This window comes from Pseudomonas sp. IT-P171 (assembly GCF_949767765.1).
GTDB lineage: Bacteria > Pseudomonadota > Gammaproteobacteria > Pseudomonadales > Pseudomonadaceae > Aquipseudomonas > Aquipseudomonas fluorescens_B.
On record NZ_CATKQN010000012.1, the window covers coordinates 61,590 to 78,190 of the forward strand.

General features: G+C 57.9%; 15 protein-coding genes. 3 read left to right on the forward strand and 12 right to left on the reverse strand.

What is annotated here, in order from left to right:
* Positions 1–73 precede the first annotated feature (73 nt).
* The 11 genes from ACM6I5_RS12830 to ACM6I5_RS12880 form a co-directional block, all read right to left on the reverse strand.
* Positions 74–808 carry a WecB/TagA/CpsF family glycosyltransferase gene (locus ACM6I5_RS12830; protein WP_017338067.1) on the reverse strand — a complete coding sequence of 245 codons (735 nt, stop codon included), beginning with the start codon at positions 806–808 and terminating at the stop codon, positions 74–76.
* On the reverse strand, positions 808–1,995 hold the full coding sequence (locus ACM6I5_RS12835) for a glycosyltransferase family 2 protein (protein WP_414883997.1): 1,188 nt from the start codon (positions 1,993–1,995) through the stop codon (positions 808–810). The genes ACM6I5_RS12830 and ACM6I5_RS12835 overlap by 1 nt, the downstream gene beginning before the upstream one ends.
* Complete coding sequence (locus ACM6I5_RS12840) at positions 1,992–3,194, reverse strand: glycosyltransferase family 4 protein (RefSeq protein ID WP_414878926.1); 1,203 nt, start codon at positions 3,192–3,194, stop codon at positions 1,992–1,994. The genes ACM6I5_RS12835 and ACM6I5_RS12840 overlap by 4 nt, the downstream gene beginning before the upstream one ends.
* 12 nt (positions 3,195–3,206) lie before the next feature.
* A complete protein-coding gene (locus ACM6I5_RS12845) occupies positions 3,207–4,196 on the reverse strand; it encodes a DUF535 family protein (protein ID WP_414883998.1) in 990 nt (329 codons plus the stop codon).
* Between the two features lie 7 nt (positions 4,197–4,203).
* Complete coding sequence (locus ACM6I5_RS12850; RefSeq protein ID WP_414883999.1) at positions 4,204–5,181, reverse strand: glycosyltransferase family 2 protein; 978 nt, start codon at positions 5,179–5,181, stop codon at positions 4,204–4,206.
* A gap of 5 nt (positions 5,182–5,186) precedes the next feature.
* Positions 5,187–5,738, reverse strand: a complete 552-nt coding sequence (locus ACM6I5_RS12855) for a serine O-acetyltransferase (RefSeq protein ID WP_414884000.1) — start codon at positions 5,736–5,738, stop codon at positions 5,187–5,189.
* A gap of 8 nt (positions 5,739–5,746) precedes the next feature.
* The gene (locus ACM6I5_RS12860; protein WP_414884001.1) at positions 5,747–6,703 is read right to left on the reverse strand and encodes a glycosyltransferase family 2 protein; all 957 of its coding nucleotides are present in this window, start codon (positions 6,701–6,703) and stop codon (positions 5,747–5,749) included.
* Positions 6,700–7,311 carry an acyltransferase gene (locus ACM6I5_RS12865; RefSeq protein WP_414884016.1) on the reverse strand — a complete coding sequence of 204 codons (612 nt, stop codon included), beginning with the start codon at positions 7,309–7,311 and terminating at the stop codon, positions 6,700–6,702. Before ACM6I5_RS12865 ends, ACM6I5_RS12860 begins: the two co-directional genes overlap by 4 nt.
* Before the next feature lie 75 nt (positions 7,312–7,386).
* Positions 7,387–8,850: a GMC oxidoreductase gene (locus ACM6I5_RS12870; RefSeq protein ID WP_414884002.1), complete on the reverse strand. Its 1,464-nt coding sequence runs from the start codon at positions 8,848–8,850 to the stop codon at positions 7,387–7,389.
* Entirely contained in the window at positions 8,847–9,041 is a 195-nt protein-coding gene (locus tag ACM6I5_RS12875; RefSeq protein ID WP_414878921.1) for a hypothetical protein, read from the reverse strand. Before ACM6I5_RS12875 ends, ACM6I5_RS12870 begins: the two co-directional genes overlap by 4 nt.
* A 120-nt stretch (positions 9,042–9,161) precedes the next feature.
* A complete protein-coding gene (locus ACM6I5_RS12880; RefSeq protein ID WP_414884003.1) occupies positions 9,162–10,538 on the reverse strand; it encodes an oligosaccharide flippase family protein in 1,377 nt (458 codons plus the stop codon).
* Positions 10,539–10,633: 95 nt separating this feature from the next.
* Between ACM6I5_RS12880 and ACM6I5_RS12885 the strand changes: the two genes are divergently transcribed.
* Genes ACM6I5_RS12885 through galE form a run of 3 tightly spaced genes read left to right on the forward strand, consistent with a single transcriptional unit; the run spans position 10,634 to position 15,804 of the window.
* Positions 10,634–12,160, forward strand: coding sequence for an O-antigen ligase family protein (locus tag ACM6I5_RS12885; RefSeq protein WP_017338057.1), 1,527 nt, complete (start codon positions 10,634–10,636; stop codon positions 12,158–12,160).
* A 5-nt stretch (positions 12,161–12,165) separates the two neighbouring features.
* Positions 12,166–14,781 carry a cellulase family glycosylhydrolase gene (locus tag ACM6I5_RS12890; protein WP_414884004.1) on the forward strand — a complete coding sequence of 872 codons (2,616 nt, stop codon included), beginning with the start codon at positions 12,166–12,168 and terminating at the stop codon, positions 14,779–14,781.
* Between the two features lie 45 nt (positions 14,782–14,826).
* Positions 14,827–15,804, forward strand: coding sequence for a UDP-glucose 4-epimerase GalE (gene galE / locus ACM6I5_RS12895; protein WP_414884005.1), 978 nt, complete (start codon positions 14,827–14,829; stop codon positions 15,802–15,804).
* Between the two features lie 43 nt (positions 15,805–15,847).
* On the opposite strand, the gene ACM6I5_RS12900 is transcribed toward galE, so the two are convergent.
* Positions 15,848–16,579 (reverse strand): CpsD/CapB family tyrosine-protein kinase, encoded by a 732-nt coding sequence (locus ACM6I5_RS12900; protein ID WP_238588342.1) that lies wholly within the window; start codon positions 16,577–16,579, stop codon positions 15,848–15,850.
* Between the last annotated feature and the right edge of the window lie 22 nt (positions 16,580–16,601).

Here is a 16,601-nt window from a genome sequence, read left to right on the forward strand (position 1 = left end):
TTTGCAAGATATTTCAGACGCTGTTTTTATGGCGCCGGAAAAGCTTGAGCCAGGTATCAAAAGACCTGTTGAGTCAGGCTTGCCTGAAGATCAAAGTACGCAGTAGAAACAGCGGGTTGCCCATCACATAACGACGGAAGAGTCGCTTTGGCTCAGTGATGAGTCTGAACACCCATTCGCAACCGATACGACGCACCCATTGCGGAGCGCGAGTCACCTTGCCGCCCAGAAAGTCCAGGATCGCCCCGCCGCACACGACAAGACAGGGCACGCCGCTGTCGGCCAGCCTGGCAGCAACGGCTTCTTGCTTGGGCATGCCCATCCCCAGCACAACCAGTTCCGGCTGAAACTCCCGGGCAAGGTTGATGTAGGTATCCACTGGCGCGAAGCCATGATGCGCAGAGACAACATTGACCGCAAATTGCGCTTCGCTGTGCCGCACGGCATGGGTCAGAAAAGGCTCTTCAGTCCCCCAGAAAGCCACACGCCGGCCCTTGTAAGCGGCCAGCAGTTTGGGGATGAAATCGGTGCCGTTCATATTCAGTCCCGGTTCCAGTCCGAGGCGACGAAACAGGATGGCCAGGCCGGAGCCATCGCGCAGCAGCACGTCCGCCGAGAGCAGCGCGCTATGGTAATCGGTATTGGCTGCCACCAGGTTCATGGCATGGGCATTGGCGAATCCGAGCACGGTCGTCCCTTCAGGTCTGGACAACACCTCAATCAATCGTTGCTCATCATCAACGTCGCTGACCACCCTGAGTTTTCGGGTAATCGTTTGCCAACGGTGTTGCCAGGACAAAGCGTGCATTAATTATCGTCCCTCTTCGACCGCACCCACTCAACCTGACGCTTCAGAATAAAGCCGATGTACAGGGGGATTTTTTTTAACGCGTAGAACGGCGCATACAACAGTGTCGAAAAAGCGATGATCCCCCGACCGAAGCGACTCCACGCCAGCAGGACAGTCCCTCCCAACAGCGCCATCCCCAGCGAAGCGATCACTGCGGGCGCCAATGCTCCGCCCAGCAAAAACACCAGCCATGAGAGGATAAAGGCTGCGGCCAGAACCAACGTCAGCAAGGCCAGCGGAGGCACCAGCAAATCCAGCGTCATCGCTAACAGGCTCCCGTTACGCCGGGTGATCGCCTCTACCATCAACTTTGGCGCATCACCCAGGATGACCCCCAGATGACCGTGTTCCCAACGCTTACGCTGGATACTCAAGCCTTCGTCACTGCGCGGAAAATAACTGGTGACCAGCCCATCGGGACAAAACAAAGGCGGCTTGCCGCTTCGACAAAAATCCAGACCCATCTTCAGATCTTCGACGATATGACCGCTGGCGAGATCGACCAAAGCCAGGTCCTTCCAGACGAAAGCCATGCCCGAGCCCATTAATGAACAAGGCAAGCCAAGCCGTGCCCAACCTTGCGGCCGCACTCGGTTTTTCACACACCAGGCGAACTCGGCAAGCTGCACTTTCAACCCGGAACCCGCTGGAGCATGCATTAGATACAGTGCCTGCGCTGGCCGCCCCGAGTTGATGCAACACACGGCGAGACGCTCGATCGAGCCTTCACTCACCAGGGAGTCGGCATCGACAATGATCATGACGTCCGGCGCGTCGATCGCCAGATGGCGCACCCCAAAGTCCAGCGCATACCCCTTGCCACGCTGCTGCTCGTTGCGACGTTCCACCACCTCGGCACCCGCGGCGCGGGCCAGCGCTGCGGTGTCGTCAGAACAGTTGTCCGCCACCACCAACAGGCGATCGCCTTCCCGCAGCTGCGGCCGGATGCTGTCCAGCGTCGCAACGATGAGTGAGGATTCATTGTGCGCCGGCACCAGCACCGCCACCCTCGGCCGCGGTCCCGGCGTCAACGGACGTGACCGCGCAGGCAGACAGGCCAGCAACACCTGGGCAGACAACACCAATACCGGCGGGACGATGAGCACCAGCAGTGCGCTGAACAGCCAACCCAGTAACGTGATCATGCTTGTGCCTTGAATAAATCAGCCAACCTGGCTGCTTCGGTATCGATATCGTGGCGTTCCACCACCCGCTGCCAGGCCGCTTCGCCCATCCGCTGCAACACCTCGACAGGTTGCGCGAGGCAGTCCGCCATCGCCGCGGCCAGCGCCTCCACTTCGCCGGCGGGAAACAGCCAGCCGTTCTCGCCCTGGCGCACGAGCTCGGGAATGCCCGCCACATAAGTCGTCAACACCGGCCGGCGCAAGGCCATGGCTTCCATGATGACCACCGGCAGGCCCTCGGCAAAGCTGGGCAGTACCAGGGCGCGCGCGGCAAGAATTTCCGTACGCACCTGGTCGCTGCTGATCCAGCCGGTAATGCGTACCTTCGACTGCAAGCCATACTGTGCAATCAGGGCCTCGATTTGCCCACGCATTTCCCCATCGCCAGCCAGTACGATTTCGAACTCCACGGCTTGCGCGGCCAACAGACGCGCGGCCTCCAGCAACAGCAACTGACCCTTTTGCTCACACAAGCGACCGACACAAACCAGACGCGGCACGGCAGGCACCGCCACCGGCGTCACATCGTGAAAGCTCCGCTCCAGGCCGCAATGCACCACTTTTACTTTTGCCCAGTGCGAATGATCCACCCAGCGAAACAACTGGCTGCGGCCATAAGAACTGATGGCCGCGACAAACGCCGCGCGCCGTACTTTCTCGCCCAGATGAATGAACTGCGGTTTGTCGAACTCTTCCGGACCGTGCACGGTAAAACTGTACGCTGGCCCGCCGAGCGCGTTGGCCAGCATTACCACCTCGGTGGAGTTAGTGCCGAAATGCGCATGCACATGCCTCGCGCCGAACGCCTGCAACCAGGTCAGCAGGCGACAGGCTTCGAGCAGGTAAACCAGGTGATACGGCCAGGCGCGATCAGCACGCCGGCCCATGCGTAACGCCAGCCAGAGTGCCGAAAAGAAGCGGCGTGGCTGGGCGCGCAATACCTGCAGCGCGGGACCCAACAACCCTTTTATTCCGTCCTGCAAGACATACCGGGTTTTATCGCGCTCGGACACGTCCTCGGCATCCACCAACTCGGCATCCCAGCCACGCAGCGCAATACGCTGCACCTCAAAACCCTGACGTTCCACCGCCAGAATCTCGCGACGAATGAAGCTATGGCTGACCTTGGGGTACTGATTGATGAAATAAGCAATGCGCATAGGAACCCAGGCTTAGTTGTCGTTGCGGAGGGTTATTGCTGCAGGTGATTCCACCGTCGTACAGCGATCAGGTACGTCACGGCGCTTGCTGTAACTGGCTGACAACACGCTGTCTATCCTTCTGAAGGTGTCATCCAGAAGCTCATAGCGTCGGCGGTACATGGCACGTTTTTTTGCGACGATACTGTCGAGCGGTTTTCTGGACGGCTCCATGGGAATCTCGAAAAAGTCCTCGCGCTGCGAAGGCGTCGCGCCGTGCTCCAGCCAGATCACGTCGTAATTTGCCGCCAGATCCTGAGCCTTTTCAGTACCGAAATACGGGTGACGATGGTGGCGATACCCATCCCCTACCGCATAGATTTTTTCAACGCCAAGGTTGATGGCAAGGTATTTGATCACTTCGATCAGAAAGCTTCTTGGCCGCAGACCTTCAAAATCTTTTGTCAGGTCCCTGTAGATGCTCAACGACAGATCACTCTCCACGCCTTTGTGTATCCCTTGAACGGCGCCGATAAAAATACACAACTCAGTGTCCGTTCGGCACAAGGAGAACGCGATGGAGGCGATGCGCAGATCCCCCTGAAACAAATTCAGTACCAGCTCCCCTTCCCGCATGAACCATGTAGGACGGTCCAGCACCAGGAAACAACCCGCGGAATATTCCGACAAGTCACTCAACACCAGACGTTCGCTTCGCCCGGAAAGCAATAATTGCGGGCAGCTTTTTGTGATGACTTCGTAATGCGAAGCCAGCACATCCAATCGGTCCTGAGCGCTCCAGTTTTTACTGATGTAGGGCCAATGAACGACACCGACACAATCTGCCCCCAACTTCTCAATACCGGACTTGCCCAGGGCGTTCGACATGCGCCCCAAAAACACATTGAGCCCCGACCAGTTCTTCCCAATCAAAACCAATAATTTAAGCTTGTTTTTCAAGGCTCTTAACGAATAGCCCGCATGCAAGGTAAACACGCTCTTCAGTAGCAGCCAATTATTCATGGACGTCTCACTTGTATTCGATCAACGCGGTTTTGCCGGTGCCGAATCTGTTCAGAAGAAACTTGGCTTGCCCGAGCATTTCGGGAAATTTTCCCAGCACGAGGAATAAAGCCAGCAGCCAGTTTTCGCGCTTTGATCTACCGCCTCGACGAGCCAGGCGCACGACTTGCAACGGGTAGACCAGCAGCAGAAGCAGCCCTGACCAGCCCAGCATCAACAGTGCGATCACCGTCGCCAGTGGCACGCCCAGGCCCCAGAACCAGGCACGACGCGACTCCCGCAGCCAATGTTTCTCCGGTGCAGCCCCATGTAAAAAAGCACCTTCGGCAAAGGCATGTCCGCCGCGCAATGTACGCCGCCACCACTGGCCGAAGCGGGTCATGGCCGCATCGTGCAAGGTCATTTCCTCAGCCAGACGCCAGACCTTCCATCCATTCGCCCGCAGGCGCACACACAATTCGGGCTCTTCCCCGGCGATCAGGTCCGCTCGAAACCCCGACGCTGCGGCGAAGGCATCCGCCCGCATCAACGCATCGCCACCACAGGCCTTGGCCTCGCCTATCGGCGTGTCCCATTCGAGGTCGCACAACAAGTTGTAAATCGAGCGCTGTGGAAATCGTTCGCGGCGCCGCCCACAGACCACCGCCACGTCAGGCCGGGTATCGAGAAAGTCCTGTGCCCGGGACAACCAGCCTTCGACAACCTCGCAATCACCGTCGACAAATTGTACGTAGCGCATCGCCGGCAGCAGACGTTGCAGGCGGGCAAATCCTTCATTGCGAGCGCGGGCCGCCGTAAACGGGATCGACATATCCAGCTCGACCACCTCGACCCCGAGCGCCTTTGTCATCTCCACCGAATCGTCCGTTGATCCAGAGTCGACATAGACCACCTGCTCTGCCGCACCCACCAGCGAAACCAGGCAGCGCTCAAGCCGCAGGCCCTCGTTGCGACCGATAACAACGACCCCCATGCCGATCGCCATGGGGTTCACTTGGCGTCGCAGTCGGAAGTGTCCAGGGAGGATGCTGTTGCTTCAGCCGACTGCCTTCTCTTGATAATGGCGGGCACGCCCACTGCCACCGAGTCATCCGGTACATCGGTCAGCACCACGGCATTGGCACCAATCACGACATTGTTGCCAATGCGGATATTACCCAGCACCTTGGCCCCGGTGCCGATATCAACGTTGTTGCCGATCACCGGGGCGATCGGCTCATTCACATTCTTCAGGCCTACGACCACGCCATTGCGGATCCGGCAATCATCGCCGAACTGCGCATACCCACTGATAATGATCCCGCCGAAATGATCGATGACAAAGTTGCGTCCGATCACGACTTCACAGGGCAGCTCGATGCCCGTGAGGATCTGCACCAGTTTGTAGAGGACTTTGTAGATAAAGGAGAGCAGCTTGCGCAACAGCGCCGGACGCACGCCGTAACGCCAGCGTCCGAAGCGATAAACCAGCATCACCCAGAAGCCCTGAGCCCCCCAATCACCCGCGTATGCACGCAAGTCCGCACGTATGTTTTCGAACATGAATGGCTCTACCGTGTTGGTTGGGTGGCGAATTTGGTCTCGCGCAGCAGCGCCCAGGTGGCACGCGCATGCTGCCAGCACGCGTCGATGGCGGCTCGGCCACGACCTTTCAATAACGCCTTGAGCGCCAGAATCAGATCTCCCAGGCAAACCAGGAACATATGCCAAGCCAGCCCCAACAGACCGTGGTGCTTGCGGAAGTACAACAGTTCGCTTTCGATCTGTATCTTGGGTATCTGTCGACTGACCGCATTGAGCTCGACAACCGTCTTGGCACTCTCACCGCCGATATGCACCACCGTGGTGTCGGGGTAATACACCACTTTCCAGCCGGCCTGCTTGACGCGCTTGCAGTGATCGACCTCCTCGTAATAAAGGAAGTAGCGCGGATCGAACAACCCCACCTGGTCGATGACTTCGCGGCGGATCAGGTAATAGCAGCCAGGTACCCAGTCACACTCTCGAACCGAGGCGTGATCCCAGTCCATGTCATCCACCCTCTTCACCACCGGGAAAAACCGTTCAAGCCCGGTGCGCGAGAGGAAGACATTCAGCGGCGTCGGAAAGTAGCGACACGAGGGTTGCAGATCGCCTTCCCGGCCAACCAGCCGAACGCCGAGGACTCCGCAATCCGGATGCGCCTCCATGTAGTCGAGGGTTTTTTTCAGGGTGTCGGCGGCAACGAAGGCATCGGTATTGATGAGCAACGCGTACTTGCCCTGCAAGTGTTCAACCAGTTGATTGTTGGCACGGCCAAAACCCACATTGTTTTCATTGGCCAGCAACAATGCCTCTGGGCAAACATTTTCCAGACGTTCCAGGGAATTATCGGCAGAGGCATTGTCCACGACCAGATAGCGCGTCGGATCCGCACTGCTTGCCTGGCGCAATGCATCGAACATCGGCTGTAACAGCGTCGCCGTGTTGTAGTTGACGACCAGTACATCAAGGGGAGTACGGGTCATTTTGGTGGCTCGCCAAAAAAGTATTCCACTCGCATTTCCATAAGCGCCGACTCCAGACTTGGGTCATAGCTACCGGTGCGCTCTCTGATGAGGTCCATCCACGGATAGTCGTTGCAACGCGCCTCGAATTTTTTCATCAGGTCTTCAACGGTGCAAAAAACTCTCGCTGGATTGCCCCCGACCACGACACCCGGCGGGACATCCTTCCTGATAACAGCACCTGCGGCGACAATTGAACCCGGACCTATGGTCACGCACGGCATGATGATCGCACCATGCCCGATAAAACAGTTGTCACGGATGTCGACGGGGCCGACAGAATCAAGTTTTACGTTGTAGAGAGTGGAGAAGAAAACGGCTCCATCGTGACAGAACAGGGTGCAATCCGATAAAGCGATGTTGTTGCCGAGGCGCACTAGCGAAGGGTCAGCGATATTGCAACCGACATTGATCCACACATTGCTGCCGACGGAATACAGCGATCCCCAGCGCGCCAGATATCGAGCCCACTCGAACCCGTCAGGATTACAAAACCGTTTAAAGATCCAGCGCCCCCGCCCCGTTTTGTTGACGAAATAACTTACAGCACGCCTTGCCAGCCTTATCATCCTGTCAGCCTCACAAATCCTGCGATTCTCATCCATGCCAGAGCCAGAAACACCCTAGTTTTTTTGATTGTAGTATCAGGAATACCTGCCCGCCGGGCCCGCTTGATGATTAAGATGGTCTGCCAGCCTCAGGGCAAGCTGCAAAAGAGGCATGGTCGGATTGCTCGCACCGGCTGTAGCGAAAACACTGCTGCCCGCGACGTAAAGATTATCGGTGCCGAACACTTTGCAGTTCTCGTCGACCACTCCGTACTCAGGCGCCGAGGCCATCCGTGTGGTTCCCATATGATGCGCGTGGGGCGCCACTTTCAGTGGCACAGAGACGTCATACACGCACTCTTCCAGCTTGACGAAGCCCAGCCCCGTGTCGGCAAAACACTTCGCCACCTCCATCCCTATGCACTTGATGGTACGCCTGTCTTCGGGTGCCACTTCCCAATTGATGCTGACCTTGCGCACCCCCAATGCATCCCGTTCATCAAGCAACGTGATGCCGCTGTTTCGATTGGGAAATTGTTCGATAAGCGTGGTGATCACCCCATCCCCGGGACAATTGAAGCGGGAAATGAAATCGAGCTTGTGCGCCAACCCTACATCGCAGGCGAGGTTCTCCAGAAAGTCCTTGATGGCTGCCGTTCGCCCATAGGCCTGCACGTGCGCCAGGAGCGATGCCGATACATTTCCTTTGCCTGATTGATATTGCGCTACAAACGCATCGGTCGTGAAGTACTGTCGAGGCTCTGTACTCTGCCCCTCCCCCAGGATGAAAGTCCCCAGGTCGAGGTTCAGGTGTTCCATGAAACATTTGCCGACCAAACTGTCCTTGCTGACGACTCCGGCGGCTGTCAAAGACTCACTGTTCATCAGCTGCCTGGCATTCTCGATGGCGCCCGTGGCCAGAATGAACTGTTTTGCCTTCACTCGCTCTCGGTGCCTATCGTAATCGGACACAACAATGGCGGCGATGCGGCCGGTCTTGTCATCAAATTCAAGATCGACACAGTTGCAATTGATGAAGACATCAATCCCCTCGGTCTCTTGAAGATCCTTGGCGTATTTTTGTGCAAATCGCGTCGGCGGACTCAGCAGGAAACGATCCGCTACAAAGTCGTTGCCGTCCATGGACGCATTGATCGTCTTGAATCCGGAATCCGACGGGAGATCCACAATGGCCAAGGCTGCTGGCAGATAGCGTTCGAACTCGGAAAATCTGATGGGCCAGCCAGGAAGGCTGACCGGAGGGCCCCAGTCGAAATCTGATTTTTCGAAGGGCCGGCAACGCCCCGCCCAGTGGTTCGACGTGCCGCCGAGAAACCGCAGGCGTGTTTCTTCAGCGTAGACATTCAGACCTGTCGAGGGGCAGTTGTAAAGGGTTTGCGAGGATTGTGAATATTCGTGCCCCCCGCCCTCGACAAGCAGCACGCGCCGGCCATCACCGGCCAGACGCAACGCCAGCGTGATGCCCGCCGGCCCGGCCCCGATGATGCAGAAGTCATAGTGATCGCGCAGTTCTTTCTGCGATTGGTAATCTTTGATCATGTGCGCGTTTGCCGAAAATACTGGGCAGGCAACACCCAGCCGTTAACGACGACAAACCCGTTTTTTTCAGAAGAAGGCGGAACAAGGAACGAGGACAATCCAAATGTCATCCCCCCCAGACTCAACACCGCAAACGCCTGGAGGAAGTCTCTGCGCCCCATCACAGAGGTATTCAAATCAAGTTCACTCATGATTCAAAGCCCCACAACATTAAGATTGCGTTTGTATTTTCAGCGACCCGTCAAACCCATCACTCCCCGAAAGGTGACGTTCCGCCAAGGCGTTGAAAACAGCAAGTGACATCGATCAAATCAAAGCCATTCGGCAATGCCCAGCACCAACTCCCCGCACAACACCCCAACCAGCAACATTGGCAGCACAACCAGCTCACGCTTGAGATCGAACAGCCCTATACGACAGTTCACATAAACAATTAGCACAAGTGTAGGAAACGTATGCAGCGCGACACCCCAAATGGCGTATTTCACCCCGCCAATGGCCAGCAGCACCGGCAGCAACACCCATAACGAGACGGCGCGAATAATGTTATCCATGGCCTGGTACTTCGTGAGTCCCAGCGCCAGCCACGCTTGATGCGCGATGCCATAACGCAAGGTGAAGAAAGACAATGAAAGGACGGCCATCATGCTGCCCGCCTCGGCATAGCGCTCGTCGTATAACCAGTGGATGATCAAAGGACTGATGACCCACAACAGTCCAGTGATAAACAGCAAGGCGATGTCGACAATCAGTTTGAAGCGGTCATACAAAGAGCGGAGCCGCGCGGTGTCATTGCTTCTTGCCGCTTCACCGAAGGCTGGCAACGCCACGGCGCCAACCAGCCTCTGCACACCGAGTGTAATAGCCCCCAGAATCAGCACGGCAATGGAGTAGACACCCAGTTCGGCGGCCGACATGCTGCCGCCGAACCAGATGCGATCGCCATTCATGGCCAGTACGCCCACTGCTGAAGACAACAATATCCATCGGCCGAAGACGACCAGCTCCTGGAGCGCACTACGATCCCACAGCAGACGGTTAGGCGGCCCCGGAAACCAGAAATGTCCCAGAAGCAGGCTGACCAGAGCGGAGACCAGCCCCGCCCCCACCAGCGACCAGATAGACCGGGTGAAGTAACCGATAATCAGCATCACCACCAGGCCGGCAATCTGCGACGCAAACTCGGCGAGCACGACTTTCTTTTGCTGGAATGAGCGAACGGCCACGTCGACCTTTGTCGACTGAAAACCATAGATGATCGCGGACAAACCGGTAACGGCCAACACCAGCGGCAACTCGGGTGCACCATAGGTGGATTCGGGCGACCACAGATGGATCGCCTGCGCAAACCAGGCGAAGCCCGCGATCAGAAGTGTCGTGGAAAACAGAACAAAACCGCGCACGATCTGCACGGTCCACACGGTATTGAGAAATACCGGGTCGTCACCCCGCGGGCTCTGGATGATGTTCTGGCGCAAGCCGACATCGGAAAGCAAATGGATGATCACCGAAACGGTGGTGGCGATGATCATGATGCCGAACATCTCCGGCATCAGCAGGCGAGCCATGATCAGGTTGCCGCCCAGGCGCATGGCCTGAGACGTTACAAGTGCCCCGAGATTCCAGGCTCCGGCGAATATCGCTCGCTTGCGCAGGCTCAACGATGGCGATATATCAACTGAAGGCATAACATCAATCCCGGACTCTGTTGCACGAACGTTACTATAGCCGCAATCAGGCAATCCACTATGCTTCGCTCACCAATCAATAAGTGCATTAATTCATGCCTGAGCACATACGCGCGCTAATCGTCATTCTGGTCCTCGCCGGCACCGTTTTTACCCTGGCCCGTCGACCGGCAAAGGACCTGATTCCGTACAACGACTTCACACGTCGTCGCAATCTGTGGTTCGTTTTGACCCTGCTGGTTTTTTTCGCGCACAGTTTCTGGGTGTATGCAGCGGTTGCCGCTGTGGTGCTGACGGTCGCACGGAAACGCGAGCGCAATCCCATGGCACTGTTCTTCATGCTGCTGTTTCTCGTCCCGCCGGCGTCGGCGCAGATTCCCGGCATGGGCGTCATCAACTATTTCTTTGATCTCAACCATATCCGGTTGCTGTCCCTGTGCGTCTTGCTTCCCGCGTTTTTCGTGCTGCGCAGGCGATCGGACACGCTGCCTTTCGGGCGCACCTGGCCTGACAAACTGTTGACCGCTGGCCTTGTGCTGACGAGCCTGCTGTTGCTGCGCGAAACGACACTCACCGACACGTTGCGCCAAACGGCCTACATGTTCATCGAAGTCTTTTTGCCTTACTACGTCGCCAGCCGGGCCCTGAAAGACCTCAGCGACTTCAAGGACGCCCTGTTGGCGTTTGTCCTCGCCGCCATGGTGCTGTCCATTATCGGGCTCTTCGAATTTGCCCGCAGCTGGCTGCTCTACAGCGCGCTGACGGACGCCCTGGGCATGCAATGGGAAATGTCCGGGTACTTGAGCCGTGGCGGTTCATTGCGCGCGAGCGCCACCACTGGCCAGGCCATTGCGCTGGGGTTTGTCATCAGCGTCGCCCTCGGCCTGTACCTGTTTTTGCAGGAAGGTGTGCGCAGCAAGCTCCAGCGGCGGCTCGGTGGTCTCCTGCTGGCTGGCGGACTGTTCGCGCCGCTGTCGCGTGGTCCCTGGATCGGCGCCGTCGTCATGATCACAGCGTTTATCGCCACGGGTCGCGGCGCTGCCAAACGCTTGATGCTGCTGGCGCTCGCCGCCGTGCTCGCTATTCCTTTGCTGGCCATCGTGCCGGGCGGGCAAAAATTCCTGGACCTGCTACCGTTCATCGGCACCATCGAAGTAGAGAACATCACGTACCGACAACGTTTGTTCGATAACGCAATGATCGTTATCCAGCGCAACCCCTTGTTCGGCGCTTTCGACTTCCGCAGCACGCCGGAAATGCAGTCCATGATCCAGGGCCAGGGCATCATCGATATCGTGAACACCTACATCAACGTGGCGCTGCAGGTCGGGTTGGTCGGGTTGACGCTGTTCGTGGCTTTTTTCGTCACGGTTCTGCTGGGTATCCGCAAGGCAATGCGTTCGTTCCCCGACAAGGATGATGAAAGACGCCGGCTCGGACGCGCGCTCCTGGCGACACTGGCCGGGATCATGGTGACCATCGTGACGGTCAGCAGTATCACGTTCATCCCCATTGTGTATTGGTCGGTGGCCGGGCTGGGCGTTGCCTATGTCCAGATGGCTCGCAAGCTCAAGCACACTTCGATCGCAGTCACTGCGAGTGCCCACCTCCAACTCCGGTAATGCCAATGACCACTTTGTTACGCCGCACTCCGATGCTGCTTCCGGCGCTCCTGTGCGTTGCCATTTGGCCGTTCAGTACCTGGGCCTCGGAGTGGGTTGCCAGTGTCGATGAACGCAGCGGCCTGCCCGTGCTGACGCGCGGCGGCAGCCCTGTCGCGGCGTCAAAATTTACCTTCTGGGGGAGTAACTGGGACTGGACGTTCTTCGGCACCCGGTTCAAGGTCGACGCCCCCTACAAATACACCCTGGAAGGCCAGAACAAAGCACTGGACTTCGACCTTACGGCGCAGATTCAGAAAGAAGACGAAAAGACACTGACCTGGGACTTTGCCCTGAATGCACACAGCGTGAAGTCAGGCGTGATGGGTGGAGGTATCGTCTTCAATTTCGACCCGGCCCTTTTCGCCGGTGAAATGAGCACGCCGCAATTGCTGCCCGGTAACCGCGGCTGGTCGTGGGGCAACGCACAAGGCCGACGCATCGAGATGCGTTTCGAGCCGGCGCTGGCGAGCGTGTACTTTGAGCCCGGCAGCCCATCCGAGGTACGTGCTTTCTTCTACAAAAACACGATCAAACCCGGCGAGCAACACGTCAAAGCGACCCTGAGCATTTCTGGCGACATTGTTCTCGGCCCCACCACGACAGAGCGTTTTGGCCTGACGGACCCGAAGACCTGGCCAGATGACAAGGTCGACATCAAAACCTCTCCGGTCGATCTGTCCTTCCTCAACGCAGGCGAAAAACCTGCGGGCAAGCGCGGCTTCGTCAAAGCGTCCGGCGAACAACTGCTGTTCGCGGACAACACCCCGGCGCGCTTTTGGGGCACCAACATCACGTCCTATGCGCTGTTCCGAACGTCCGACGATGCAATCAAGCAACAAGCCAAACGCCTGTCGGCGCTCGGTTTCAACCTCGTCCGCCTGCACCACCATGACTCCCCCTGGGTCAGCCCCAACATCTTTGGTGACCGCGACCAAACGCAGGACACTCAGCAACTCAGCGCAGCATCGCTGAAAAAAATCGACTGGTGGATCAAGTGCCTGAAAGACGAAGGCATTTATGTATGGCTCGACATGCACGTCGAGCGAGCCCTGATGGCGAAAGACAACATTTTCGGCTTCGACGAGCTGCCAAAAGACGAGCAGAACAATGCCAGCCTCAAGGGCTTCGCGTATGTGAACATCACCATTCAGCAGGCGATGAAACGCTTCGCCGAAGCCTACATGACCCATGTAAATCCCTTTACCGGCCTCGCCTATAAAGATGATCCGGCAATCGCCGCCGTGCTGATCACCAACGAAAATGACGTCACTCAACACTTTGGCAACGCCCTGTTGCGAGACAAGGGCGTTCCCAGGCACTGGGAGCTCTACAAGAACCGGGCGGATGCCTTTGCCAGTCAGCACAATCTATCGGCAAGCCTCACCTGGCGCTCGTGGGAGCATGGCCCCGCCAAGCTGTTCCTTAACGATCTGGAACGGAATTTCAACGTAGAGATGATCCAGCATCTTCGCGAATTGGGCGTGAAGGTACCCATTGCCACCACCAGCAGTTGGGGCGGCGATGGCCTGAGTTCCTTGCCGGCCCTGACTGCGGGCGACGTCATCGACGTTCACAGCTATGGCGGCTCCGGGCAGCTGGAGAAAAACCCGCTCACCACCGAAGGGATCGTCGACTGGATGGGCGCTGGCCAGGTCACCGGCAAACCGCTGACCGTCACCGAGTGGAACAACGAACCGTTCCCGACACCCGACCGCCACTCGTTGCCCCTCTATGTCGCCGGCACCGCCAGCCACCAGGGCTGGGACGCGCTGATGCAATATGCCTACAGCCAGCAGCCGCTCGACGGCGGCTGGGTAACGGCCGACAACTGGCACGCCTACAACGACCCTGCGATGCTGGCGACCCTGCCCGCCGCCGCCCTGCTCTACCGCCGTGCCGACGTCAGCGAAGCCAACACGACTTACGTCTTCGCACCGACACCCGACACCCTGTTCAACAAACCCGTCTCACCGGCCAACTCGGTTCTGCTGCGTACCGCCATGGAGAAAGGCAAGCTGCAAATCGCCATGCCACAGACGCCGGAACTGCCCTGGTTGCAGCCGGGCATTATCCCGAGCAATGCGCAGGTGTTTCATGATCCTGACCAATCGTTGCTGGACGCCAATGCCAGCGAGTCCACGACCGATACGGGCGAACTCAAGCGCAACTGGAAACAAGGCATCTACACCATCAATACGCCGCGCACCCAGGCCGTCACCGGCTGGATCGGTGGCGAGTCGATCAGCCTGGGCAACATCCAGGTTCAAGTGAAGACCGCCAATGCCAGCGTGGTGGTGCAAAGCCTGGACGCCGCACCTGTCGGTCGGTCGCAGGATCTGCTGATTTCTCTGGGCACTCGTGCTATCCCCAAAGACGATGACAAAACACCTTTTTACGTCGAGCCGCTCGAGGGCACGCTCAGCATTCAGGGGCCGCCAGGCCTGACGCTGTACACCCAAGGCACGCAGGCCCAAATGAAGAAGGTGCCCGCGACCTACGTTGACGGGCGCTACACGATCAAGTTCGACGGCGTGCAGGCCTTCAATTGGTTGTTTATGAAAAAAAGCGCTGCACACTGACGGTACAATCTGCGTTTGCACAGCAACAGTTTCCAGGAGGACAGGATGAATTTTTTGGTGGTCGGCGGCGCAGGTTATATCGGCTCGCACATGGTCAAGCATCTGCTGCGCACAGGTCACGAGCTGGTGGTGGCGGACAATTTTTCCACGGGGTATCGCGACGCCTTGACGGGCGGAACACTGGTTGAACTGGACATCGCCGACGCGCAGGCCCTGGACACCTTGTTTGCCACGCACCACTTCGATGCCGTGTTCCACTTCGCCTCGTTCATACAGGTTGCCGAATCCGTCACCGAACCGGCCAAGTATTACCAGAACAACCTGGCCGCCACGCTGACGCTGCTACAGGCCATGGTTCGCGCGAACGTCAAGCGCTTCATCTTTTCCTCGACTGCCGCCATTTATGGCGACCCGGCGTATGTGCCCATCGACGAAGAACATCCCAAGGCGGCGATCAATCCTTATGGTCGCAGTAAGTGGATGGTGGAACAGATGCTTGAAGATTTTGATCGCGCGTACGGGCTGAAGTCGGTTTGCCTGCGCTACTTCAACGCGGCCGGAGCAGACCCTGAAGGACAGCTGGGTGAACGCCACGAACCGGAAACCCACCTGCTGCCGTTGATCCTGCAAGCCGCCTCCGGCCGGCGCGCGAGCATCACCGTCTATGGCCGCGATTACGACACGCCTGACGGCACCTGTATTCGCGACTACGTCCATGTCGCCGATCTGGCGGCCGCTCACGCACTGGCCGTGGATTACCTGGTGACCGGCGGTGCAAGCACGGCGTTCAACCTCGGCAATGGCCAGGGATTCTCGGTACAGGAAGTGATAGATACCGCGCGTCGTGTCACTGGCCAGGCGATCTCCGTCAGCGATGCGCCACGCCGTGCGGGTGATCCTCCAAGGCTGGTGGCTGATCCCCAAAGGGCGTACAGCCTGCTTGGCTGGCAACCGCAATTTGCCTCGCTGGAACAGATCGTGACGCACGCCTGGAGTTGGGAAAAGAAGCATCCCTGGCAGTGAAGTCGGCGCTGGCCGCCAGCGCCGATCGTTTGAGAATGACGCGCTAGTAGTAAGAGCGGTTTTGCGGCTCGGCTTTGTTCAACACAGTGCCAATCAGATTGGCTGTCCCGAGATGGTGAAGGCTTTCCTCGATCTCTTTCCTGCTGTTCATGCCGTTGGCGACGACCAGCAGGACGCAGTCGAATTTAGGCAGGACGGTAATGACATCGTCCGAACTCAAGATGGGCGGCAAATCGAAAATCACGACCCGTGAGTTGTAGCGTTCGCGCAAATCACTGATCAAGTGGCTTACCTTGGGCGAAGACAGCACCTCGGTGGAGAGCGGAATCGGCTTGCGGGTCGGCAGCACTACAAAGCGTGGCAAGGTCGGGTTAACCAGAACCTCTTGCAGTTCCGCTTCATCGGCCAGGTATTCATTCAGCGATTTCTCCATCGACAGGCCCAGGCAGGCACCCACGGTCGGACGGCGCAAGTCGAAATCCACCAGCAATGCTGTCTTGGTGGTGTGATGAGCGATGCTCATTGCCAGGTTGATCGCCAGTACCGTCTTGCCGGCCTCCGGTGTCGGCGAGGTGATGGCGAGCGTGCGCCAGCCATTTTCTTCCATGACTTTCAGAACTTGCGTACGGAGCAGATCGAACGCCCCGCCCATATTCGAATTCTTGTTGTACGCCACAATGCGATTGCGCTCGAGGTGGTCCGGCCGCAAAGGGACAACTTTGGTTTGCACATAGCTGAGCGCGTTCAGGCCTGAAGAATGCGCGGTAGGTGTCATGGCTTTGGACGAGTTCTTGGGC

Bases quoted from the DNA above. Each gene is read 5' to 3' on its own strand.
- ACM6I5_RS12850 (WP_414883999.1), bottom strand. From the start codon at position 5,181: ATGGCGATCGGCATGGGGGTCGTTGTTATCGGTCGCAACGAGGGCCTG.
- ACM6I5_RS12860 (WP_414884001.1), bottom strand. From the start codon at position 6,703: ATGACCCGTACTCCCCTTGATGTACTGGTCGTCAACTACAACACGGCG.
- ACM6I5_RS12880 (WP_414884003.1), bottom strand. From the start codon at position 10,538: ATGCCTTCAGTTGATATATCGCCATCGTTGAGCCTGCGCAAGCGAGCG.
- ACM6I5_RS12840 (WP_414878926.1), bottom strand. From the start codon at position 3,194: ATGCGCATTGCTTATTTCATCAATCAGTACCCCAAGGTCAGCCATAGC.
- ACM6I5_RS12890 (WP_414884004.1), top strand. From the start codon at position 12,166: ATGACCACTTTGTTACGCCGCACTCCGATGCTGCTTCCGGCGCTCCTG.
- ACM6I5_RS12885 (WP_017338057.1), top strand. From the start codon at position 10,634: ATGCCTGAGCACATACGCGCGCTAATCGTCATTCTGGTCCTCGCCGGC.
- ACM6I5_RS12845 (WP_414883998.1), bottom strand. From the start codon at position 4,196: ATGAATAATTGGCTGCTACTGAAGAGCGTGTTTACCTTGCATGCGGGC.
- ACM6I5_RS12900 (WP_238588342.1), bottom strand. From the start codon at position 16,579: ATGACACCTACCGCGCATTCTTCAGGCCTGAACGCGCTCAGCTATGTG.
- ACM6I5_RS12875 (WP_414878921.1), bottom strand. From the start codon at position 9,041: ATGAGTGAACTTGATTTGAATACCTCTGTGATGGGGCGCAGAGACTTC.
- ACM6I5_RS12835 (WP_414883997.1), bottom strand. From the start codon at position 1,995: ATGATCACGTTACTGGGTTGGCTGTTCAGCGCACTGCTGGTGCTCATC.
- galE (WP_414884005.1), top strand. From the start codon at position 14,827: ATGAATTTTTTGGTGGTCGGCGGCGCAGGTTATATCGGCTCGCACATG.
- ACM6I5_RS12865 (WP_414884016.1), bottom strand. From the start codon at position 7,311: ATGATAAGGCTGGCAAGGCGTGCTGTAAGTTATTTCGTCAACAAAACG.
- ACM6I5_RS12830 (WP_017338067.1), bottom strand. From the start codon at position 808: ATGCACGCTTTGTCCTGGCAACACCGTTGGCAAACGATTACCCGAAAA.
- ACM6I5_RS12870 (WP_414884002.1), bottom strand. From the start codon at position 8,850: ATGATCAAAGATTACCAATCGCAGAAAGAACTGCGCGATCACTATGAC.
- ACM6I5_RS12855 (WP_414884000.1), bottom strand. From the start codon at position 5,738: ATGTTCGAAAACATACGTGCGGACTTGCGTGCATACGCGGGTGATTGG.